Here is a 20,836-nt window from a genome sequence, read left to right as displayed (position 1 = left end):
CGCCTGCTTATAACCACCGATTATCGACCAATATCAAAACTTTTTGATATTGGCCTTGCGGGGATTTGACCTCATCACTAGACTGCTGGCCTTATGAACTTACCTGCGCCTTCCATTCGCCCCGACGATTGCGATGAGCTGGCGGCCCTGTGCAAGGCCGGCGGTGATCCGCTGCGCCTGAATGTACTGCGCGCCCTGGCCAACGACTCGTTTGGTGTGCTGGAACTGGCGCGGATCTTTGCCATTGGCCAGTCCGGCATGAGCCACCACTTGAAAGTGCTGGCCCAGGCCGACCTGGTGGCCACCCGCCGTGAAGGCAATGCGATTTTTTACCGTCGCGCCCTGCCCCACACCGATTTGCTGGGTGGCAAGCTGCACGCTGCATTGCTCGAAGAAGTGGACAACCTGGCCCTGCCGGCTGACGTGCAGTCGCGGATCGCCCAGGTCCACGGGCAACGCGCTGCGGCCAGCCAGGACTTTTTCTCCCGGGTAGCGGACAAGTTCCGCGCCCAGCAGGACCTGATTGCCGGGCTGCCTCAATACCGCGAAAGCGTATTGGCGCTGCTCGACAAGCTGGGCTTCAACCCAGGTGCCACGGCGCTGGAAGTCGGCCCGGGCGACGGCGGGTTCCTGCCGGACCTGGCACGACGCTTCCACCAGGTGACGGCGCTGGACAACAGCCCGGCCATGCTGGAACTGGCGCGCCAGCTGTGCGAGCGCGAGCAATTGGGCAACGTCCGCCTGCAACTGGCCGATGCCTTGAATGAGGTCGGGCTGCAAGCCGATTGCGTGGTGTTGAACATGGTTCTTCACCATTTTGCCGCGCCGGCCGATGCTCTCAGACAGATGGCCGGTTTGCTGCAACCGGGTGGCAGCCTGCTAGTAACTGATTTATGCAGCCACAACCAGAGTTGGGCCAGGGAGGCCTGCGGTGATCTATGGTTGGGGTTTGAACAGGACGATCTGGCCCGTTGGGCCACCGCTGCGGGACTCGTTCCCGGGGAAAGCCTGTATGTAGGCTTACGTAATGGTTTCCAGATTCAGGTCCGCCACTTTCAGCGGCCAACTGGCGACACTCACCATCGGTAAATATCAGGAAAACATCGAGATGAGCGAATATTCCCTTTTCACCTCCGAGTCCGTGTCTGAAGGGCATCCGGACAAAATCGCCGACCAGATTTCTGATGCGGTGCTGGACGCCATCATTGCTGAAGACAAGTTCGCCCGCGTGGCGTGCGAGACGCTGGTGAAAACGGGCGTGGCGATCATCGCCGGTGAAGTCACCACGTCGGCCTGGGTCGACCTGGAGCAGATCGTCCGTGACGTGATCACCGACATCGGCTACACCAGCTCTGACGTCGGCTTCGACGGCGCGACCTGCGGCGTGATGAACATCATCGGCAAGCAGTCGCCCGACATCAACCAGGGTGTCGACCGCGCCAAGCCAGAAGACCAGGGCGCCGGCGACCAGGGCCTGATGTTCGGCTACGCCAGCAACGAAACCGACGTGCTGATGCCTGCACCGATCACCTTCTCGCACCAGTTGGTCAAGCGCCAGGCCGAGGCCCGTAAATCCGGGCTGCTGCCTTGGTTGCGCCCGGACGCCAAGTCCCAGGTGACCTGCCGTTACGAAGGCGGCAAAGTGGTGGGCATCGACGCGGTGGTGTTGTCGACCCAGCACAATCCGGAAGTCTCCTACAAAGACCTGCGCGAAGGTGTGATGGAGCTGATCGTCAAGCACGTGCTGCCTGCCGAACTGCTGAGCAAGGACACCCAGTTCCACATCAACCCGACCGGCCAGTTCATCATCGGCGGCCCGGTGGGCGACTGCGGCCTGACCGGGCGCAAGATCATCGTCGACAGCTACGGCGGCATGGCCCGTCACGGCGGTGGCGCGTTCTCCGGCAAGGATCCCTCCAAGGTTGACCGCTCGGCAGCCTATGCCGGTCGTTACGTGGCCAAGAACATCGTCGCCGCTGGCCTGGCCGAGCGTTGCGAGATTCAGGTGTCCTACGCCATTGGTGTGGCCCAGCCTACGTCGATCTCGCTGAACACCTTCGGCACCGGCAAGATCAGCGATGACAAGATCGTCAAGCTGGTGCGTGAGATCTTCGACCTGCGTCCGTACGCAATCACCACCATGCTCGACCTGCTGCACCCGATGTATCAGGAAACCGCGGCCTACGGCCACTTCGGTCGTACCCCTGAACAGAAGACCGTCGGCGACGACACCTTCACCACGTTCACCTGGGAAAAAACCGACCGCGCCGACGACCTGCGCACCGCTGCCGGTCTGTAATCGCAGCACGTAGCACCCAAAGCCCCGCCGGGTTTTCCCGGTGGGGCTTTTTGTTGCGCTTTTTTGCGGGTGGGGGTTAGCGCGACGGCGAACCTGGCAAATAGTTCACATTTATTGGATCCAAACCTTGCAGGCTAAATGATGGCCCACTAGAATTCGCGCCCTCCCGAGCCCTTAACCACATTGGATACTGCACTGCGCCTGCTCGGGACAGCCAAGTGCGCAGGCAATCGAACATTGAGGTTTTTCATGCGTATTTCCACCTTCGCTCCTGCCGCCGTACTGCTCAGCCTGTTCGCCCTGCCAGTGCAAGCCGCTGACCTGAGCGGCCTGACTGGCGCCCTGACTTCCCAACTGGGCGGCGCTACCGGCAACTGCGAAAAACAGAGCCAGGAGCTGCAAGCCAAAGTCGACGCCGCCAAAGCCAATGGCGAAGACCTGAAAGTGAAGGCCATGCAGGCAGCACTGGACCAGGTAAACAAAGGTTGCAAAAAAGTCGGCGAGTCCCAAGGCAAGCTCGACGAAACCGCGCAAAAGCAGCAGGCCAAGGCTGACAGCAACGACACCGTGAAAGCCCTGGGCGGTCTGTTCAAGTAAGCAGAAACACCCGGTAAAAAGCCTCGCGCCTGCGGGGCTTTTTTATGGGCGTTTGCTTGCTTTAGGCTGGGCGCCCCTTCAGAGCAAGGATGCTCATGATGACACCACGCCTGCTGACCTACCTGCTATTGATGCTCTTCCCTATCGTCGCTTGGGCGCAGGGCTGCCCGGACTGGCAAGCCGACAAGGCCCGGGACGAAATCACCGCCCTGCAACGGCAAATCGACCTGTGGGACGACAGCTACCACCGACTCGGCCAATCCCTGGTCAGCGACGAGCTCTATGACCAGGCCCGCATGCGCCTGGAGCAGTGGCGGGCTTGCTTTGCACAGGCGCCGTCACCTGCGCAAAATCCCCTGGTCAGCTCGCGGGGCACCGTCGCCCATCCCGTCCCGCACACGGGCCTTGAAAAGTTGGTCAACGACCGCGCCGTGGCAGACTGGATCGGCACACGCAGCGACCTGTGGATACAACCCAAGGTCGATGGGGTGGCCGTGAGCCTGGTCTATCGTGGGGGTCGCCTGGCCCAGGTGATCAGCCGCGGCGACGGCCTGTTCGGCCATGACTGGACGGACTCGGCCCGCAAGATCCCCGGCCTTGTGCAACAACTGCCCGAGGCCATCGACCTGCTCTTGCAGGGCGAGCTGTACTGGCGCCTGGACGCCCATATACAAGGGGAGACGGGCGGCATGAATGCCCGCAGCAAAATCTCCGGGCTGATGAACCGCCAACACCTCAGTGACGCCGACGCCGCCGGCATCGGCCTGTTTGTCTGGGCCTGGCCGCAAGGGCCGGCGGACCTCAAGCAGCAGTTGGACACCCTTGCACACTGGGGTTTTACCGACAGCCGTCGCTACAGCCAGCCCATCGACACCTTCGAGCAGGCCCGTCACTGGCGAGCGTTCTGGCATGGGCACCCTTTGCCCTTCGCCACTGATGGCGTGGTGCTGCATCAAATCCAGCGCGCCCCGGCCGAACGCTGGCAGGCCAGTACGCCTTACTGGGCTGTTGCCTGGAAATACCCGGTCATCACAGCCCTGGCCCATGTGCGCCAGGTGCAGTTCAAGATCGGCCGCACCGGCCGTATCACCCCGATCCTGGAACTGCACCCGGTAATGCTCGACGATCGTCAGATCAAGCGCGTCAGCATCGGCTCGTTGAAACGCTGGCAACAACTCGATATCCGGCCCGGCGACCAGGTGTCCATCAGCCTTGCCGGCCAAGTGATTCCCAGGCTCGACCAGGTCATCCTGCGCAGCTATCCACGGGTCGATGTCGCGGCCCCGGTGGCGGGCGACTTCCATCACCTGAGCTGCTTGCGTCTGGCCCCGGCCTGCGAGGAGCAACTGCTGGCCCGACTGACCTGGCTCAGTGGCAAGCAGGGGCTGGATCTGCCACACATTGGCCGCGAGACCTGGAACTCCTTGATCCAGGCCGGTCAAATCAGCGGTTTGGTGGATTGGTTGAACCTTGATGAGACAGAGCTTGCTACCATTGACGGATTCGGCGACCGCAGCACGACGCGCCTGCTTGCGAGCCTGCAGACCGCACGTCAGCGACCGTTCGCTCAATGGCTGATGGCGCTGGGGGTTCCACCGACCGCCCGCAATAACCTGGTGGGTGGCTGGCATGCCCTGGCCGCCCGCGACACGCAAGCCTGGCAGGCCGAGGCAGGAATCGGCCCGGGACGCGCGGCGCAGTTGAGCGCCTTTTTTCGCGACCCTCAGGTGGTGGCCATGAGCGAAACACTACGGGCTGCCGGGATCGACGGTTTTTAGGCCCGGCCCGCTACATTCATCGGTACCGGCAGAAATCATCCTGCCCACCTGACAACGATCTTGTTTATTTTGGAGTTTTTATGAAGTTTCTTGCACCGCTTGCCCTGTTGACCGTCACCAGTTTTCTGACCACTCCCTTGCTGGCTGCCGAGACAGCCCCGCAACTGACCGGTTGCGCTGCCAAGCGCCAGGCCATCAGCCTGCAGATCGAACAAGCCAAGGCCCATGGCAACAGTGAGCAACAAGCCGGTCTGGAAAAAGCCTTGAGCGAAGTCACCGCCCACTGCACCGACGCCTCCCTGAAAAAGGAACGCGAGAACAAGGTGCTGGATGCCAAGCACGAAGTCAGCCGTCGTCAGGCTGACCTCGACAAGGCCATGAAAAAAGGCGACTCCGAGAAGATCAACAAGCGTAAGGACAAGCTCGCCGAGTCGCGCAAAGAGCTACAGCAAGCCCTCGACGACCTGGACAAGTAAGACGCATCCGACCGATGCCTCAATGGTCGCGAAACTGCTTATGACAGGCGCTGCACGCATCTTCGACTTTCTGCACGGCCGGCTTCAGGTCACTGGCTTTGTAAGGCTGCACTTGGCTGGCGATCACCAACTCACCGGTGGCCGCCTCAAGGTTGCGCGCCAGTTCCTGGAACTGGGCCTGTTTCTGCCATACATCGTCCTTGGCACTGGTGTGATCTTCTTCGCGCACCGTTGGAAAGTGCTTCCACGGCTCATGGGACAGGGTGTCGAGCTTGACCGCACCCTCGGCAAATTTCGCCCCGTCGAACGGAATACGGCCGCGCAGCATGCCACCCAGGTCTTCGCCGGTCTTGAGCATCTGCTTGAAGATGGCCTTGCGCTGGCCCAATGGCGAGTTCGGATCCACGCCGCCGCAGGCGGTCAGCGTCAAAGCGGCCAGCAATACAACAGTCAGTTTTTTAAAAGTCATGGTGGCTCAGGGTCACGGGAAACGGCGGCCAGTATCCCCGCCCCGCCCGGAAAGACCAATAGCCCTATTAATAATATGGACGCTTGTGCCGTAATCGGTACCGGCTACCGCCTCGGGAATTACTTGCATGAATAACCTGTTGACCCCCTGGAGCCGCCGACTGGCATGGGCTCTGCCGATGATCGCGCTGCTCGCCGGATGCGACGGTGGCAACGCCCCGGCCCCCAAGCCCGAGCCGGAAAAACCCCACGCCGTGGCGACCTATGTCAGCGCCACCTGGGAAGCCCTGCCGGAAGTTTCGGACACTGACCTGCAAGCCGGCTTCGAATCCTGGCGCAGTGCCTGCCAACGCCTGAAGAACGATCCGGTGTGGGGCACCACCTGCGCTGCCGCGGCCAATGTGCCGGGCAATGCCGGTGATATCCGGGGTTTCCTCAAGCAACAGCTGGACGTGTATGGCTTGCGCTCGGCAGACAACACGCCCAATGGCCTGATCACCGGCTACTACGAACCGGTCTACCCTGGCAGCCTTACCGAAACCAAGACCGCCCATGTTCCTGTGTACGGGGTGCCGGACGACCTGATCATCGTCAACCTGGAAAGCATCTACCCGGAGCTCAAGGGCAAACGCCTGCGTGGGCGCCTGGAAGGGCGGGTACTCAAGCCCTATGACGATGCCGGCACCCTCAACCAGCAAGGCTCCAGCGCCAAGCCCATCGCCTGGCTGACCCACCCGATGGACCTGCAATTCCTGCAAATCCAGGGTTCGGGCCGTATCCAGTTGGCGAACGGTCGTCAACTGCGCGTGGGCTATGCCGACCAGAACGGTTTCCCCTACCGCCCTATCGGCCGCTGGCTGGTGGAGCAAGGCGAGTTGAAGAAAGAAGAAGTGAGCATGGGCGCCATCAGTGCCTGGGCCAAGTCCCATCCCGAGCGGATCCCGGAGTTACTGGCGAGCAACCCCAGCTACGTGTTCTTCAGCACCCGGCCCGACAGCAATGAAGGCCCGCGCGGCTCGCTGAACGTACCGCTGACCGCAGGCTACAGCGTGGCCGTAGACCGCAAGGTGATCCCACTGGGCAGCCTGCTGTGGTTGTCCACCACCCGTCCCGATGGCGCACCGATCGTACGGCCGGTAGCGGCCCAGGATACGGGGGGCGCGATTGTCGGTGAGGTGCGTGCAGACCTGTTCTGGGGCACGGGTGATGCAGCGGGCGAGCTGGCCGGGAACATGAAGCAGCAAGGCCAGATCTGGATGCTGTGGCCCAAGGGTGCGGCGCTGCCTCAAGTGCCGGACGCGCCTTTGTAGGAGCCGGTTTACCGGCGATGGCGGTTTCAAATCCGCCATCGCTGGCATGCCAGCTCCCACAAGGGTTGGCTGCGTGCCTTAGATCGAAGCGAAGAAGAAGCTCGCAATCAACGCCATGCCCACAAACCACACCAGCGAACGCAAGATCGCCCAGTCCGCCAGGTAGCAGATGATGTACAGCAGGCGGCTGGTGATAAACAGCACCGCCAGTACGTTGATGGTCACCAGTTCCGCGTTGCCCGCAAGGTGGGCAATGATCACCGCTGCGGCAAACGCCGGGGTCACTTCAAAGCTGTTGAGCTGTGCGCTATGGGCGCGTTTGGCAAAGCCTTCGAGGGTTTCCAGGAAGGCCCGGGGGTCGTGGTTCTGCCGGGGCCCGAATTTGCCACCACTGAACTTGGCCACGCCAGTACACAGGTAAGGCAGAAAAATTGCGATCAACACACACCAGAAAGCAACAGTCATCACTCATTCCTTTTTTAGTTTTATCCGCTGGTTAGAGTTTCATCACGAGCATGCCGATCAGTACCAACCCACAGGCTAAGAGCCGGGAGCGGCCGAAAGGTTCTTTCAGGTAACGCATACCGAACAACACCACCAGGATCACGCTGACTTCTCGCAGCGCGGCGGCCTCGGCAATTGAGCCCAACTGCATGGCCCAAAGCACCAGAGCGTAGCTCAACAACACGCACAACCCCACGCTCAGCCCCAACCGCCATTGCGTGCGCCAAAACAGGCTGAACGCCGCGCGCTTGCGCACCATGGCCAGCAGGGGAAAGGGCCAGGCACTGAGCAGGGTCAGCCATACCAGATAGTCCAACGGGTGCGACCAGCGCCGCAGCGCCTGGCCATCAAGGAAGGTGTAGCAGCCGATGCACAGGCCGATCAGCGCCACCACCGGCAACATCGACCAGGGCAGCCGCTCCCCGCCACCGCCCTGCCAAAGCAGGCACAGCATGCCGAACGGGATCAGCAGGATGCCGACAATCTGCTGGGTACTGAGCACTTCCCCGGCAAACACCAGGGTCAACGCCAGCACCACCAGCGGTGATAAGCCGCGCATCAGCGGATACACCAGCCCCAGGTCGCCAACGCGGTAGGCCTGGATCAGCAGGTAGCGATAGAGCAACTCGAACAAGGCCGATGCGATGATCCACGGCCAGATTTCCAGGGGCGGCAACGACACAAATCCCACTGCCAGCAGAACAAACAACAGGGCCACGCTGTCCATGCAGGCGATCACCAACAGGCGCTCGCCGCTGAACTTGATCAAGGTGTTCCACGTCGCATGCAACAGCGCCGCTACCAGCACCAAGGCTGTCGCAACCACAGGGAGCCCCTTGTCAGAATGGTCAGAGTTGATTCTTCATGTTTCAGCACCTGTTTATACTAAAAACCACCCCGCTGCACCCCGCCCTCTATCCCATGGCCCCCCGGATGCTTGAACTTGTTGCAGCCTTCATTTGCCTCACCGCCCTGCTCACCTATGTGAATTTCCGCTTTATCGGCCTGCCACCCACCATCGGTGTAATGGTAACGGCGCTGCCGTTTTCCCTGTTATTCCAAGGCCTGAACATCACTGATCCTTGTCAATCGACTGCGGATGCCTCGGGTCCGCAGCCTGCTTGCCCGGCAGGCTGCCTTCGCTGCGAATCTGCGCATGGCTGATCAGCGCGAAGATAAAACTGCCGCCGATGATATTGCCCGCCAGGGTCGGCCCGGCAAATACCAGCCAGAAGTCCTTCCACGGTAGCTCGCCGGCAAATACCAGATAGGACACCTCCGCCGAACCGACGACAATGTGGGTGAAATCACCCAGGGCCATCAGGTAGGTGATCAGGATAATGATCCACATCTTGGCGCTTTCCATGGACGGAATCATCCACACCATGGTGGCGATCATCCAGCCGGAGACGATGCCTTTGGCAAACATCTGGCCCGTGTCGTTCTCCATGACCTTGCGCCCGATGTCGAGGAAGGCCAGGTCGGTCTTGGTGTCGAAAATCGGCAGGTGCAGCATCACGTAGGCCACCAGCAAGGTGCCGCAAAGGTTGCCCACCAGTACCACCGTCCACAACCGCAGCAGGCGCCCGGCATTGCCCAGGGTCGGCTTGCTCATCACCGGGAGCACGGCGGTCAGAGTGTTTTCGGTGAACAGTTGCTGGCGCGCAAGGATCACCGCGAGAAAACCTGCGCAGTAGCCAAAGCTGGCAATCACCTTGAAGCCTTCACCGCCCGGCAGGCGTGAGTTGAGCAGCCCCATGGCCATTAAAGACAGGCCCATGGTCAGGCCGGCGGCCAGCGCCGACCACCACAGCGCCGCGACGCTGCGCTCCAGTTCCTGGTCGCCCTGGGTGCGAATGATTTCATGCAGCACCGCTGCCCTGGGCGGTTGGTTCTTGTCCACATCCTGCTGCTCTTCCTGCGACAGGTTGGGAGTTTTGCCGTCTTTGTGGGTGGCCATGATGTTCCAGTGTCCAAGGGGTGCCTGTAGCTACGACACGCTGGCGCAGTGGCTGTTCAGTGGCCGGAGAACTAAAGCGGGATGCGCCAGGCCTTGGCCATTTCCACGGTGGTCGAGCTCAGTGGCTTGGACCAGGGTTTATTACGCGCACCATAGTGTTCAATGATGTCGTCGAGCACCCGATTGAACTCGGCCGGCGTCGTGGCCGTGGCCAGGTCGCGCGCGGCCCGCTGCAGAAGCTCGACGTTGGCGGCCGTCTGGCCTGCACGGTAGAGGGAGGGGTAGATGACTTCGCGGGTGAAGTTGTCGGCTTTTACGGCAATATCCCGTCGCTGCATTTGAGCCACGGCACTGGTCATGACCTTGGAGGTTGGCGTGGAAGCCCCCTGATTGTGCTTGGCAACCACCTGCAACAGTTGCTGGAAGTTATGCTGCCCAGGGGCGTTAAGCCGCCGCCCCAACCACTCGATATGCTGGGGCCGGGTAACCAGTGCATCCAGGTTACGCAGCGCAGAGAGCAACCCAGGCGTGAAGACCAAAGTATTGCCTGCCTTGTTGGCCTCGGTAATCGCTGCGTCCAGAGCTTGCAATGCCTGCTGTGCCTGCTTGCGAAAACGCAGCACATTCGCCGCGGCGGGATCCTTCTGGAGTGCCACTTGCACGCTGGCAAGCATTGCATCGTCCATCGCCAGCACCGCGTCGTCCAATGACTCGAACAAGTGCCGCTCACGCACCTTGCTGCGCTGCTCCTGGTGCTGCGTCACCGCTTGCCGGGCCTGGGCCTGCAAATGCTTTTTCTGCTCGGCGGTCATGGTGAAATTGACCGTGCCACTGAGCAGGCCACTAAAGTCACCTTTGGCGGATTTGAGCGGCAGCACCACGGTTTGCTCGTTAAATTCCTTGAGGCGTTGCTGTTGATAGGCGCCTGCAGCCGTATGGGCAGTGCCTGTCAGTTTGTCCGCAACAGCGCTTATGACGCTGCCGCTCTTTTTCTGCGATGCAGGAGCCTGGGACTCGAATTTGACGATCAACGACTCCGGCTGGCTCAGCGGGCTCTCGGGAAACGAGCGCTCGATCACCCCGGGTGCCGGGGTGTTGAGCACCAAGCCACCGTCCTGGAAAAAAGTGGTTTCACCCACCGCCTGAAACCCATGGCCTTGCTCGGCAGGGCTTTTGAACAGTCCCGGTAGGGAGCCCGAGATATGCGCGGCGCGGGCAATGTCCATATCCGGGGTCAGGCTGGCGTTGAACACCACCAACTGCGGGCGACCATCGAACATGCCGGTCCCCGTGATGTTCAGTTGTTTGATCGCCGGGATATGCCTGCTCAGCACGTCAAGATCAGCAAAGGTCGGTGCCCCTCCGGCGCTCAGCCTGTCGGCGATTTTCATCACTTCGTCGGGGCGGGCCGCCCTGGGCATGGCGGCAATATGGGCCAGGATCGACTTGCGTGACTCGTTACGGATCAGGTCTTCGAGCGAGTGCGCCTGGGTTTGCAGGCGCGGCATCATGGTCAGCAGCAATTGGGAAATGTTGCCCGCCGGGCCTGGCAGGCGCCCGGCAAGTTTGCCGAGGCTCGCCCCGGCATTTTGCAGCCAGGCCGTCACAGGGTTGGGGCTGTTGAGCAGGCTGGGCAGATCAATGCTGTTTGAGAGCGTGCCGAAGGCCTTGGCTCCCATGCCACTGGCCAGCAGCGCTGCAGAAATCGCACCGGCAGATGAACCAGAAATGGCAGAGATGCCTGGCAGTGTTCCGGTTTCTTCAAGGGCCTGGACCATCCCGGGGAAGGCGATGCCCTTGGCGCCACCGCCGCTGAGTACCAGATGGCTGACCGCAGGGGGTGACAGCACCACCTCCACCTGCCCCTTGCTGTCTCGAAACAGGCTCAGCTTTCGCGGGCCGACGCCCTCGACCAAGGGTGTCTTGGTGCCTTGGGCGGGGGGTGGCGGGGGTTGCCGCGATGACGGCTGAGTCTTGGCAGCCGGGTTGGCGGTCACTTTCATTGCGGGCTCTCTCTACAGGATGTGGTCCTGAGTGCAGAGAAAGCCTGGAAGCGATCCACCCGGACAGATTTGGTAAATCAAATCAGGCCGGGCCGGGGTTACTCAGTGAGGTTGTCATCCTGGAACTGGTCTTTCACGTACTTGATCTCGGTACGCCCGTGGGGTGCCGGCAGACCGTCTTCGCCGAGGTTGACGAAGACCATTTTTTCCACGGTGAGGATGCTTTTGCGCGTGATCTTGTTGCGCACTTCACAGGTCAGGGTGATGGAGGTGCGGCCAAACTCGGTGGCGGTGATGCCCAGCTCGATGATGTCGCCCTGGCGCGAGGCGCTGACAAAATTGATCTCGGAGATGTACTTGGTCACCACACGCTGGTTGCCCAGTTGAACGATGGCGTAGATCGCCGCTTCTTCGTCGATCCAGCGCAACAGGCTGCCACCGAACAGGGTGCCGTTGGGGTTGAGGTCTTCGGGTTTTACCCATTTGCGGGTGTGGAAGTTCATGTTCACTCCAAAGCGTCTTGCCGAATGATGGGCAACATCATGGCAGAGCGTCGGCCCAAGCTCTATGAGCCATTGCCTATCAGCACCATGAACGATCTTCATGCCCCCGACAGAAAGGCTTGGGAAGTCAGGCGCAGGCAGCTATAATCGCCACCGCTTCAAAACGGTCATCTGTAATTGATACCGTTCTCCCGCCACCTGTCCGAGGGGCGCTGCAGCAGGCCCTGGCCTGTCAGGCTCGGATGGGGCGTTGCCCGGCCGGGTTGTCCTGGCTGGATACTAAACGCACAACGGCGCCCATTCGCACACTACGAATGGAGGCTCTTCATGAGCGCTGTAATCACGCCTGCAGGTTTTACCGACTACAAAGTCGCCGACATGTCCCTCGCTGCCTGGGGCCGTCGCGAAACCTTTATCGCCGAATCCGAAATGCCAGCCCTGATGGGTCTGCGCCGCAAGTACGCCGCTGAACAGCCGCTCAAGGGCGCGAAGATTCTCGGCTGCATCCACATGACCATCCAGACTGCCGTGCTGATCGAAACCCTGGTTGCCCTGGGTGCCGAAGTGCGCTGGTCGTCCTGCAACATCTTCTCGACTCAGGACCAGGCCGCTGCCGCCATCGCAGCCGCTGGCATCCCTGTCTTCGCCTGGAAAGGCGAGACCGAAGAAGAGTACGAGTGGTGCCTGGAGCAAACCATCCTGAAAGATGGCGCGCCTTGGGATGCCAACATGATCCTCGACGACGGCGGCGACCTGACCGAGCTGCTGCACAAGAAGTACCCGGCCATCCTGGACCGCGTCCATGGCGTGACCGAAGAAACCACCACCGGCGTACACCGCCTGCTGGACATGCTGGCCAAGGGCGAGCTGAAAATCCCGGCCATCAACGTCAACGACTCGGTGACCAAGAGCAAGAACGACAACAAGTACGGCTGCCGTCACAGCCTCAACGATGCGATCAAGCGCGGCACCGACCACCTGCTGTCGGGCAAGCAAGCCCTGGTGATCGGCTACGGCGACGTGGGCAAGGGTTCGTCCCAGTCCCTGCGTCAGGAAGGCATGATCGTCAAGGTCTCCGAAGTTGACCCGATCTGCGCCATGCAAGCCTGCATGGACGGTTTCGAAGTGGTCTCGCCGTTCATCGACGGCCAGAACGACGGCACCGAAGCGAGCATCGACAAAGCCCTGCTGGGCAAGATCGACCTGATCGTGACCACCACCGGTAACGTCAATGTGTGCGATGCCAACATGCTCAAGGCCCTGAAAAAGCGCGCCGTGGTGTGCAACATCGGTCACTTCGACAACGAGATCGACACCGCTTTCATGCGCAAGAACTGGGCATGGGAAGAAGTCAAACCTCAGGTGCACAAGGTTCACCGTACCGGCGCTGGCGATTTCGACCCACAGAACGATGACTACCTGATCCTGCTGGCCGAAGGCCGCCTGGTAAACCTGGGTAACGCCACTGGCCACCCAAGCCGCATCATGGATGGCTCGTTCGCCAACCAGGTACTGGCGCAGATCTTCCTGTTCGGCCAGAAATACGCCGACCTGTCGCCCGCCCAGAAAGCCGAGCGCCTGACCGTGGAAGTACTGCCGAAGAAACTCGACGAAGAAGTGGCCCTGGAAATGGTCCGCGGCTTCGGCGGCGTCGTGACGCAACTGACCAAGACCCAGGCCGACTACATCGGCGTGACGGTTGAAGGTCCGTTCAAGCCGCACGCCTACCGCTACTGATCGGCCTGTTGCCTGCTCTCCATGTGGAGGGCAGGCTTCTGTCGGAGCGGGCTTGCTCGCGAAAGCGATGTTTCAGTATCAGGTATGTTGACTGAAACTCCGCTTTCGCGAGCAAGCCCGCTCCCACATTGACGGTGTATGTCTTCCGGTTTTTTGAGTTTCCAAGGGTATGACCATGTCCCAAGACCGTCGCTACAGCTTCGAGTTCTTCCCGACCAAGACCGATGCTGGGCATGAAAAATTGATGGCGACTGCCAAGCAGTTGGCCAGCTACAACCCCGACTTCTTCTCCTGCACCTACGGCGCAGGCGGCTCGACCCGTGATCGCACGATCAACACCGTGCTGCAACTGGAAAGCGAAGCCAAAGTGCCCGCCGCACCGCACCTGTCGTGCGTAGGCGACAGCAAGGCCGACCTGCGCAGCCTGCTGACCCAGTACAAGGCCGCCGGCATCAAGCGTATCGTCGCCCTGCGCGGTGACCTGCCATCCGGCATGGGCATGGCCAGCGGCGAGTTGCGCTACGCCAATGACCTGGTGAGCTTCATTCGTGAAGAAACTGGCGATCACTTCCATATCGAAGTGGCCGCCTACCCGGAAATGCACCCTCAGGCGCGCAATTTCGAAGACGATCTGCGCAACTTCGTACGCAAGGCCGAAGCCGGCGCCAACAGTGCGATCACCCAGTACTTCTTCAACGCCGACAGCTACTTCTACTTCGTCGAGCGCGTGCAGGCCCTGGGTGTGAATATCCCAATCGTGCCGGGCATCATGCCGATCACCAACTACAGCAAGCTGGCGCGCTTCTCTGACGCCTGCGGTGCAGAAATCCCACGCTGGGTACGCAAGCAGCTGGAAGCCTATGGCGATGACGTCAAAAGCATCCAGGCCTTTGGCGAGCAAGTCATCAGTGAAATGTGCGAAACCTTGCTGCAAGGTGGCGCGCCGGGCCTGCACTTCTACACCCTGAACCAGGCTGACCCAAGCCTGGCGATCTGGAACAACCTCAAGCTGCCACGCTGAGGCTGCCCCTTTGTACCGCCAGCCGGGATTCCTTCCCGGCCCGGCGGCACAATAAAAGTTCAGGTTTGCGGCCTGAAGATCCCCGATCCAGAGCTTCTCTTTAACCTGCGACAGTCGTAACCTCAGGGTATGCCCGTCATTTTCCAGCTGTTGACCGCTGTCCTTTTCACTTGCCTGAGCCTGACCGCCCACGGCGAGAAATTGCGCATTGTCACCGAACCCTGGGCCCCTTACGTCTACGAAGAAAACGGCCAGATGCGTGGGCTCGACTACGAGGCCACCGTCATCGTGTTCGAGCGCCTGGGGATCGAGGTGCAATGGCAGTTCCTGCCCTGGAAACGTTGCCTAGCCATGCTCGACCAGGGCCTGGCGGATGGTGCGCTGGATATTTTCCACAGCCACGAACGCGACGCGGCGCTGCTTTATCCCAGCGAACCGCTTTCCCAGGTTGAGTTTGTGATGTTCTACGCCAACGAGCGCCCACATCCGTTCCAGACCCTGGATGACCTCAAAGGGCTGACCATCGGCACCTCCCCCGGCTACCTGTATAGCGCCGGGTTCAGCGAATCCACCCTGTTTACCCGCGAGCCGGCCCCCAGCCATGAGGCCAACTTCGGTAAACTGGCCCGTGGCCGGATTGATCTGGTGATCACCGACCGCCGGGTTGGCCAGCATGTGCTCAAGGAGTTGGGCCTGGAACACCACGTTACCCAGGCGTCGCCGGTGATCAGCAGCCAGAAACAATTCCTCGCCGTACGCCGTGGCGCGGGTATGGACTTGCTGGTGCAGCGCTTTGGTGCCGAGCTCAAGCGCTTCAAGCAAGAGCCCGCCTATGCCGCCCTGAGTGCAAAATATGCCGGCAACAGTGCCAAAACTGCCCCCTCGCCGCCGCTGGAGTAAACCGTTGAGCAGCAGGAAAGCGGCGCGCGGTGATTGCTCTGTTATACTCCGGCCTTTCCGCCAGGCTTACGCCCGGCCGTTGTGGTCGTATAACAGGCATCCAACCCCGCTACTGCGCAGCTTTGCAGCCCGCGCGAGCCGTTGGGGTGCCTGCCAGCCCCAGCAGGACCGGACGGGGTTGCGTTCCTCTAAACGCGATTCGCGCCCGGCAAGATTATCCCTTTGGGCCAAGCCCTAACTACAAACAGGATTACTCATGTCCTTTGCTTCCCTCGGTCTCTCCGAGGCTTTAGTCCGCGCCATCGAGGCAGCGGGCTATACCGAGCCTACTCCGGTGCAACAGCGGGCTATTCCCGCCGTGTTGCAAGGTCGCGACCTGATGGTCGCGGCTCAGACAGGTACTGGTAAAACCGGCGGCTTCGCCCTCCCGATTCTGGAGCGGTTGTTCCCCAATGGTCACCCGGACAAATCCCAGCGTCACGGCCCGCGCCAACCCCGCGTACTGGTCCTGACCCCTACCCGCGAACTCGCCGCACAAGTGCATGACAGCTTCAAGCTGTACGCCCGCGACCTGAAGTTCGTCAGTGCCTGCATCTTCGGCGGCGTTGGCATGAACCCCCAGGTTCAGGCCATGTCCCGTGGGGTTGACGTGCTGGTCGCCTGCCCTGGTCGTTTGCTCGACCTGTGTGGCCAAGGCAGCGTCGATCTGTCCCACGTGGAAATCCTCGTGCTGGACGAAGCCGACCGCATGCTCGACATGGGCTTTGTCCATGACGTGAAGAAAGTCCTCGCGCGCCTGCCGGCCAAGCGTCAGAACCTGCTGTTCTCGGCAACGTTCTCCAACGACATCACCGCCCTGGCCGGCAAGCTGCTGCACAACCCCGAGCGCATCGAAGTCACGCCGCCCAACACCACGGTCGAGCGTATCGAGCAGCGGGTGTTCCGCCTGCCAGCCAGCCACAAGCGCTCGCTGTTGGCCCACCTGATTACCGCCGGTGCCTGGGAACAAGTGCTGGTGTTCACCCGCACCAAGCATGGCGCCAACCGCCTGGCCGAGTACCTGGACAAGCACGGCCTGACCGCCGTCGCCATCCACGGCAACAAGAGCCAGAACGCGCGGACCAAGGCCCTGGCCGACTTCAAGGCCGGCTCCGTACGGATCTTGGTCGCCACCGATATCGCCGCCCGCGGCCTGGATATCGACCAACTGCCGCATGTGGTCAACTTCGAACTGCCAAACGTCGATGAAGACTATGTGCACCGTATCGGCCGTACTGGCCGTGCCGGTCGTTCGGGCGAGGCCATTTCCCTGGTCGCCCCGGATGAAGAAAAACTGCTGAAAAGCATCGAGCGCATGACCAAGCAGAAAATCGCCGACGGCGACCTGATGGGCTTCGATGCCAGCACCGTAGAAGCCGAAAAACCGGAAGTGCGCGAGCGTCCGGACGTGCGTAACCCGCGCAACCCACGTGGTCCTAAGGGCGATGGCCCGAACGGCGGCGGTGGTGGCGGTGGTCGTCGCGACAAAGGCAAGGACAAGGGTGGCAAAGACAAGGCACCTACCAACGGCCGTGGCGAACGCCCAGCCCGCGAGCAAAAGCCCCGCGAAGGCACCCCGGCCCGCGAACAGCGCCAGCCGAGCCAGCCGCCACGCGCCGCAGCCGACCGCGCACCGGACGAGTTCCTCGACGATGACGTGGATAACTTCGGTAACCGCGTGGACTACGTGCCACAGGCCAAACCGGCTCAGGGCCGTGGTCGTCGTCCAGGTGCCCCGGCACCGGGCGCTGGTGCAGGCGCTCCGCGCACCGGCGGCCAGCCACAGGGTCGCCAGAACGGTCCGCGCAGCAGCAACGGCGCTACCACCGGCACCCCACCGGCCAAGCGCAATGGTCCGCGTAACGGCGCACCGCGTGATGGCCAGGCCCGTCGCGAAGAGTCGCGCAACCGCCGCCCTGCACGTGATGAGCAGCCACGCGCCTCGGAACCTGCCGTGCAGAACCCGCGCAGCGGCACGACGCCGAAGATCATCCACAAGGAGTCGAAAAGCGATCGCTTCCCGACACCTGAGCAGTTGGATCAACTGCCAGGCCGCCCTCGTGGTGAAAAACCAGCGTTGCTGACCCGCAACCGCTGATTTTCAAAGCACCATGAAAAATGCCCCGCATCGAAAGATCCGGGGCATTTTTATGGGCTCGAGAACGATCAACTGCAGGAGCTGGCTTGCCTGCGATGACGGTACTTCAGCCTGCATCGCAGGTGGCTGACCTGCCGCTATCGCAGGCAAGCCAGCTCCTACATTGACCGTATTCCAGGCTAAAAAAAACCGGATCTCACGATCCGGTTTTTTATGCAGCCTGCGAATTTACTTCGTTTTGACACCTTCCAGCGTGATGTCCAGGTCTACAGTCTGGGAAGTCGGGCCAGGGCCTTTGACGCCGAAGTCATTCAGGTTCAGCGTAGTCTTGGCGTTGAAGCCAGCACGTTCGCCGCCCCACGGATCCTTGCCTTCACCGTTGAACGTGGCCTTGAAGGTCACAGGCTTGGTGACACCGTGGAAGGTCAGGTCGCCGGTCACGTCAGCCGTTTTTTCGCCGGTTGGTTTAACTGCGGTCGAAACGAACTTGGCATCGGCGAACTTGCCAACGTCCAGGAAGTCCTTGCTGGCGATGTGCTTGTCACGTTCAGCGTGGTTGGACCACAGGCTGGCGGTTTTCACGTCGACGGCGATTTTGCTGGCTTCAGGCTTGGCGGCATCCCAGCTGAACGTACCATCCCAGTCCTTGAAGGTACCGTGGATGTAGCTGTAGCCCAGGTGGCTGATTTTCCAGTCGATGAAGGCGTGCTGGCCTTCCTTGTCGATCTTGTAATCAGCAGCCATCACCTGACCGGCAGACAGCAGAGCAGTACCGATTGCCAGAGCGGCGAGAGTCTTTTTCAACATGCTTTCTATTCCTTGTGAGTCGAGGTTGAACATCAGGCTTTGCGCCCCAGCATACGAACCAGGGTCGCGTCACGATCAATGAAGTGGTGTTTCAACGCGGCCACGCCATGCAGGCCGGCAAACACCACCAGCACCCAGGCCAGGTAAAAATGCACCAGGCCGGCTACGTCTGCCTGGTCCGGTAGACCGGAAACCACGGCAGGAATTTCAAACAGGCCAAACACCGGGATCCCGACACCGTCTGCGGTGGAAATCAGGTAACCGGCAATCATCACGGCAAACAAGCCGACGTACAGGAACGCATGGCCAAACGCCGCGCCTAGACGTGTCATGCGGCTATAGCTGGCCAGTGCGGGCGGCGGCGGGCTGAGCAGGCGCCAGACAATCCGCACCAGCATCACGGCGAATAGCGTAATACCGATGCTTTTGTGCAAGTCCGGGGCGTCTTTGCGCCACAGGCTGTAGTAGTCGAGGCCGACCATCCACAGGCCCAGCGCGAACAAACCAAACACCACCAGCGCCACACTCCAGTGGATAACGATGCTGACCCAACCGTAGCGGGTCGATGTGTTTCGTAGTTGCATTCCCCAAATCCCGTAAGAGCCGTACCCAAGACTAGCGTTTTACTTATCGACATAAAGCGGAAAATTTCGCTTCAAAAGATCGACTTATCCGATATTGAGCCTATGAACAGTAAATTAACTAGGGATTAAGGACTATTCAGCACAAACGTGACAGACCGTCCTACATTTACTGCCAATTCACCGCCCATGGGTTGTGACACAGCCCACCATTGCATAGGCTTGCGCGATTGTTTTGCCTGCGCAGGCAGTGGCAGCGCTTCGAGGAGACTAAAAGATGGGCTTGAATAACCAGTGGATGCAACGCGACCTCGCCGTGCTGTGGCATCCCTGCACCCAGATGAAAGACCACCAGCAACTGCCGCTGGTGCCGATCAAGCGCGGTGAAGGCGTATGGCTGGAAGACTTCGAAGGCAAGCGCTATCTCGATGCGGTCAGCTCGTGGTGGGTCAATGTGTTCGGCCACGCCAACCCGCGTATCAATCAGCGCATCAAGGACCAAGTGGACCAACTGGAGCACGTGATCCTCGCCGGCTTCAGCCACCAGCCGGTGATCGAGCTGTCCGAGCGTCTGGTCAAGCTCACCCCCGAAGGCCTGACTCGCTGCTTCTATGCCGACAATGGCTCGTCGTGCATCGAAGTCGCGTTGAAGATGAGCTTTCACTATTGGCTCAACCGCGGCCAGCCGAATAAAAAGCGCTTTGTCACCCTGACCAACAGCTACCACGGCGAAACCATCGCCGCGATGTCGGTCGGCGATGTGCCGCTGTTCACCGAGACCTACAAGGCCCTGCTGCTGGACACCATCAAGGTGCCCAGCCCGGACTGCTACCTGCGCCCCGCCGGCATGAGCTGGGAAGAACACTCGCGCAACATGTTCCATGCCATGGAACAGACCCTGGCGGACCACCACGACAGCGTCGCCGCGGTGATCGTCGAGCCGCTGATCCAGGGCGCCGGTGGCATGCGCATGTACCACCCGGTGTACCTCAAGCTGCTGCGCGAAGCCTGCGACCGGTATGGCGTGCACCTGATCCACGACGAAATCGCAGTGGGTTTCGGCCGCACCGGCAGCATGTTCGCCTGTGAGCAGGCGGGCATCCGCCCCGACTTCCTGTGCCTGTCCAAGGCCCTCACCGGCGGCTACCTGCCGCTGGCCGCCGTGGTCACCACCGAAGATGTGTACAGCGCCTTCTACGACGACTACCCGACCCTGCGCGCGTTCCTGCACTCCCACAGCTACACCGGCAACCCGTTGGCGTGTGCGGCGGCCCTGGCGACCCTGGATATCTTCGAAGAAGACAACGTCATCGAGAACAACAAGGCCCTGGCCCAGCGCATGGCCACGGCCACCGCGCACCTGGTGGACCACCCCCATGTGTCGGAAGTGCGCCAGACCGGCATGGTGCTGGCCATCGAGATGGTCCAGGACAAGGCCACCAAGACCGCCTACCCCTGGCAGGAACGGCGCGGCCTGAAGGTGTTCGAGCACGCCCTGGAACGCGGCGCATTGCTGCGCCCGCTGGGCAGTGTGGTGTACTTCCTGCCGCCGTACGTGATTACCCCGGAGCAGATCGACTTCCTCGCTGAAGTGGCCACTGAAGGCATTGATATCGCCACTAACAGCACAGTCAGCGTGGCCGTACCCAAGGACTTCCACCCAGGCTTTCGCGACCCCGGCTGATTGAACCCACCCCATTAATCTGGCGCCTGGCCTGCCGCATCGCGGGCAAGCCCGGCTCCCACAGGTTTTGC

At 61.1% G+C, this 20,836-nt stretch carries 19 protein-coding genes, 1 pseudogene and 1 riboswitch; of the genes and pseudogenes, 12 read left to right on the top strand and 8 right to left on the bottom strand.

Features of this window, described 5'->3' with window-relative positions:
• The first annotated feature begins 93 nt into the window (after nt 1-93).
• The 5 genes from HBR93_RS08395 (at nt 94) to HBR93_RS08375 (ending at nt 5,150) form a co-directional block, all read left to right on the top strand.
• Nucleotides 94-1,089, top strand: a complete 996-nt coding sequence (locus HBR93_RS08395; protein WP_057960855.1) for a metalloregulator ArsR/SmtB family transcription factor — start codon at nt 94-96, stop codon at nt 1,087-1,089.
• Nucleotides 1,090-1,108: 19 nt separating this feature from the next.
• A complete protein-coding gene (gene metK, locus HBR93_RS08390) occupies nt 1,109-2,299 on the top strand; it encodes a methionine adenosyltransferase (protein WP_057960856.1) in 1,191 nt (396 codons plus the stop codon).
• Nucleotides 2,300-2,548: 249 nt separating this feature from the next.
• The gene (locus HBR93_RS08385) at nt 2,549-2,896 is read left to right on the top strand and encodes a DUF1090 family protein (RefSeq protein WP_057440231.1); all 348 of its coding nucleotides are present in this window, start codon (nt 2,549-2,551) and stop codon (nt 2,894-2,896) included.
• A gap of 95 nt (nt 2,897-2,991) precedes the next feature.
• Entirely contained in the window at nt 2,992-4,674 is a 1,683-nt protein-coding gene (ligB, locus tag HBR93_RS08380) for an NAD-dependent DNA ligase LigB (RefSeq protein WP_169960123.1), read from the top strand.
• Nucleotides 4,675-4,754: 80 nt separating this feature from the next.
• Nucleotides 4,755-5,150 carry a DUF1090 domain-containing protein gene (locus HBR93_RS08375; RefSeq protein WP_057440229.1) on the top strand — a complete coding sequence of 132 codons (396 nt, stop codon included), beginning with the start codon at nt 4,755-4,757 and terminating at the stop codon, nt 5,148-5,150.
• 19 nt (nt 5,151-5,169) lie between these two features.
• Here HBR93_RS08375 and HBR93_RS08370 read toward each other — a convergent pair whose 3' ends face one another.
• Nucleotides 5,170-5,619: a cytochrome c gene (locus tag HBR93_RS08370; protein ID WP_057440228.1), complete on the bottom strand. Its 450-nt coding sequence runs from the start codon at nt 5,617-5,619 to the stop codon at nt 5,170-5,172.
• A 127-nt stretch (nt 5,620-5,746) separates the two neighbouring features.
• Between HBR93_RS08370 and HBR93_RS08365 the strand changes: the two genes are divergently transcribed.
• Nucleotides 5,747-6,928: an MltA domain-containing protein gene (locus HBR93_RS08365; protein WP_057960858.1), complete on the top strand. Its 1,182-nt coding sequence runs from the start codon at nt 5,747-5,749 to the stop codon at nt 6,926-6,928.
• A 78-nt stretch (nt 6,929-7,006) separates the two neighbouring features.
• On the opposite strand, the gene HBR93_RS08360 is transcribed toward HBR93_RS08365, so the two are convergent.
• Both HBR93_RS08360 and HBR93_RS08355 read right to left on the bottom strand, forming a co-directional pair.
• The gene (locus HBR93_RS08360; RefSeq protein ID WP_169960122.1) at nt 7,007-7,393 is read right to left on the bottom strand and encodes an MAPEG family protein; all 387 of its coding nucleotides are present in this window, start codon (nt 7,391-7,393) and stop codon (nt 7,007-7,009) included.
• A 31-nt stretch (nt 7,394-7,424) separates the two neighbouring features.
• Entirely contained in the window at nt 7,425-8,258 is an 834-nt protein-coding gene (locus HBR93_RS08355) for an EamA family transporter (RefSeq protein ID WP_057440225.1), read from the bottom strand.
• Between the two features lie 107 nt (nt 8,259-8,365).
• Here HBR93_RS08355 and HBR93_RS08350 point away from each other — a divergent pair.
• Nucleotides 8,366-8,503, top strand: a pseudogene (locus tag HBR93_RS08350) (sodium:proton antiporter); the annotation flags it as partial.
• Between the two features lies 1 nt (nt 8,504).
• Here HBR93_RS08350 and HBR93_RS08345 read toward each other — a convergent pair.
• The 3 genes from HBR93_RS08345 to HBR93_RS08335 form a co-directional block, all read right to left on the bottom strand.
• On the bottom strand, nt 8,505-9,392 hold the full coding sequence (locus HBR93_RS08345) for a formate/nitrite transporter family protein (RefSeq protein ID WP_057960860.1): 888 nt from the start codon (nt 9,390-9,392) through the stop codon (nt 8,505-8,507).
• 71 nt (nt 9,393-9,463) lie between these two features.
• Nucleotides 9,464-11,395, bottom strand: a complete 1,932-nt coding sequence (locus HBR93_RS08340; protein ID WP_169960121.1) for a patatin-like phospholipase family protein — start codon at nt 11,393-11,395, stop codon at nt 9,464-9,466.
• A 98-nt stretch (nt 11,396-11,493) separates the two neighbouring features.
• A complete protein-coding gene (locus tag HBR93_RS08335; RefSeq protein WP_057440220.1) occupies nt 11,494-11,898 on the bottom strand; it encodes a hotdog domain-containing protein in 405 nt (134 codons plus the stop codon).
• A gap of 198 nt (nt 11,899-12,096) precedes the next feature.
• Nucleotides 12,097-12,204: riboswitch (S-adenosyl-L-homocysteine riboswitch) on the top strand.
• Nucleotides 12,205-12,225: 21 nt separating this feature from the next.
• Between HBR93_RS08335 and ahcY the strand changes: the two genes are divergently transcribed.
• From ahcY to HBR93_RS08315, 4 genes are all read left to right on the top strand, one after another.
• Complete coding sequence (ahcY, locus tag HBR93_RS08330) at nt 12,226-13,635, top strand: adenosylhomocysteinase (RefSeq protein WP_038444076.1); 1,410 nt, start codon at nt 12,226-12,228, stop codon at nt 13,633-13,635.
• 175 nt (nt 13,636-13,810) lie between these two features.
• Nucleotides 13,811-14,656 (top strand): methylenetetrahydrofolate reductase [NAD(P)H], encoded by an 846-nt coding sequence (gene metF / locus HBR93_RS08325; protein ID WP_057440341.1) that lies wholly within the window; start codon nt 13,811-13,813, stop codon nt 14,654-14,656.
• A gap of 129 nt (nt 14,657-14,785) precedes the next feature.
• Entirely contained in the window at nt 14,786-15,556 is a 771-nt protein-coding gene (locus tag HBR93_RS08320; protein ID WP_169960120.1) for a transporter substrate-binding domain-containing protein, read from the top strand.
• A gap of 256 nt (nt 15,557-15,812) precedes the next feature.
• Nucleotides 15,813-17,693 (top strand): DEAD/DEAH box helicase, encoded by a 1,881-nt coding sequence (locus HBR93_RS08315; protein WP_057440348.1) that lies wholly within the window; start codon nt 15,813-15,815, stop codon nt 17,691-17,693.
• Nucleotides 17,694-17,921: 228 nt separating this feature from the next.
• Here HBR93_RS08315 and HBR93_RS08310 read toward each other — a convergent pair whose 3' ends face one another.
• Nucleotides 17,922-18,500, bottom strand: a complete 579-nt coding sequence (locus HBR93_RS08310) for a YceI family protein (protein ID WP_057440349.1) — start codon at nt 18,498-18,500, stop codon at nt 17,922-17,924.
• A 32-nt stretch (nt 18,501-18,532) separates the two neighbouring features.
• Entirely contained in the window at nt 18,533-19,084 is a 552-nt protein-coding gene (locus HBR93_RS08305) for a cytochrome b (protein ID WP_169960119.1), read from the bottom strand.
• Between the two features lie 274 nt (nt 19,085-19,358).
• Between HBR93_RS08305 and HBR93_RS08300 the strand changes: the two genes are divergently transcribed.
• On the top strand, nt 19,359-20,765 hold the full coding sequence (locus tag HBR93_RS08300; RefSeq protein ID WP_169960118.1) for an adenosylmethionine--8-amino-7-oxononanoate transaminase: 1,407 nt from the start codon (nt 19,359-19,361) through the stop codon (nt 20,763-20,765).
• Nucleotides 20,766-20,836: the final 71 nt, after the last annotated feature.

The sequence above is a fragment of the Pseudomonas sp. WS 5411 genome, from assembly GCF_012985595.1.
Lineage (GTDB): Bacteria > Pseudomonadota > Gammaproteobacteria > Pseudomonadales > Pseudomonadaceae > Aquipseudomonas > Aquipseudomonas shahriarae.
This window is presented reverse-complemented; position numbering and strand designations above follow the sequence as displayed.

Excerpts from the sequence above, each read along its gene's own strand:
- ahcY (WP_038444076.1), top strand. The coding sequence starts at position 12,226 with ATGAGCGCTGTAATCACGCCTGCAGGTTTTACCGACTACAAAGTCGCC.
- HBR93_RS08365 (WP_057960858.1), top strand. The coding sequence starts at position 5,747 with ATGAATAACCTGTTGACCCCCTGGAGCCGCCGACTGGCATGGGCTCTG.
- metK (WP_057960856.1), top strand. The coding sequence starts at position 1,109 with ATGAGCGAATATTCCCTTTTCACCTCCGAGTCCGTGTCTGAAGGGCAT.
- HBR93_RS08340 (WP_169960121.1), bottom strand. The coding sequence starts at position 11,395 with ATGAAAGTGACCGCCAACCCGGCTGCCAAGACTCAGCCGTCATCGCGG.
- HBR93_RS08300 (WP_169960118.1), top strand. The coding sequence starts at position 19,359 with ATGGGCTTGAATAACCAGTGGATGCAACGCGACCTCGCCGTGCTGTGG.
- HBR93_RS08305 (WP_169960119.1), bottom strand. The coding sequence starts at position 19,084 with ATGCAACTACGAAACACATCGACCCGCTACGGTTGGGTCAGCATCGTT.
- HBR93_RS08345 (WP_057960860.1), bottom strand. The coding sequence starts at position 9,392 with ATGGCCACCCACAAAGACGGCAAAACTCCCAACCTGTCGCAGGAAGAG.
- HBR93_RS08310 (WP_057440349.1), bottom strand. The coding sequence starts at position 18,500 with ATGTTGAAAAAGACTCTCGCCGCTCTGGCAATCGGTACTGCTCTGCTG.
- HBR93_RS08385 (WP_057440231.1), top strand. The coding sequence starts at position 2,549 with ATGCGTATTTCCACCTTCGCTCCTGCCGCCGTACTGCTCAGCCTGTTC.
- HBR93_RS08335 (WP_057440220.1), bottom strand. The coding sequence starts at position 11,898 with ATGAACTTCCACACCCGCAAATGGGTAAAACCCGAAGACCTCAACCCC.
- ligB (WP_169960123.1), top strand. The coding sequence starts at position 2,992 with ATGATGACACCACGCCTGCTGACCTACCTGCTATTGATGCTCTTCCCT.
- HBR93_RS08375 (WP_057440229.1), top strand. The coding sequence starts at position 4,755 with ATGAAGTTTCTTGCACCGCTTGCCCTGTTGACCGTCACCAGTTTTCTG.
- HBR93_RS08320 (WP_169960120.1), top strand. The coding sequence starts at position 14,786 with ATGCCCGTCATTTTCCAGCTGTTGACCGCTGTCCTTTTCACTTGCCTG.
- HBR93_RS08360 (WP_169960122.1), bottom strand. The coding sequence starts at position 7,393 with ATGACTGTTGCTTTCTGGTGTGTGTTGATCGCAATTTTTCTGCCTTAC.
- metF (WP_057440341.1), top strand. The coding sequence starts at position 13,811 with ATGTCCCAAGACCGTCGCTACAGCTTCGAGTTCTTCCCGACCAAGACC.
- HBR93_RS08370 (WP_057440228.1), bottom strand. The coding sequence starts at position 5,619 with ATGACTTTTAAAAAACTGACTGTTGTATTGCTGGCCGCTTTGACGCTG.
- HBR93_RS08395 (WP_057960855.1), top strand. The coding sequence starts at position 94 with ATGAACTTACCTGCGCCTTCCATTCGCCCCGACGATTGCGATGAGCTG.
- HBR93_RS08315 (WP_057440348.1), top strand. The coding sequence starts at position 15,813 with ATGTCCTTTGCTTCCCTCGGTCTCTCCGAGGCTTTAGTCCGCGCCATC.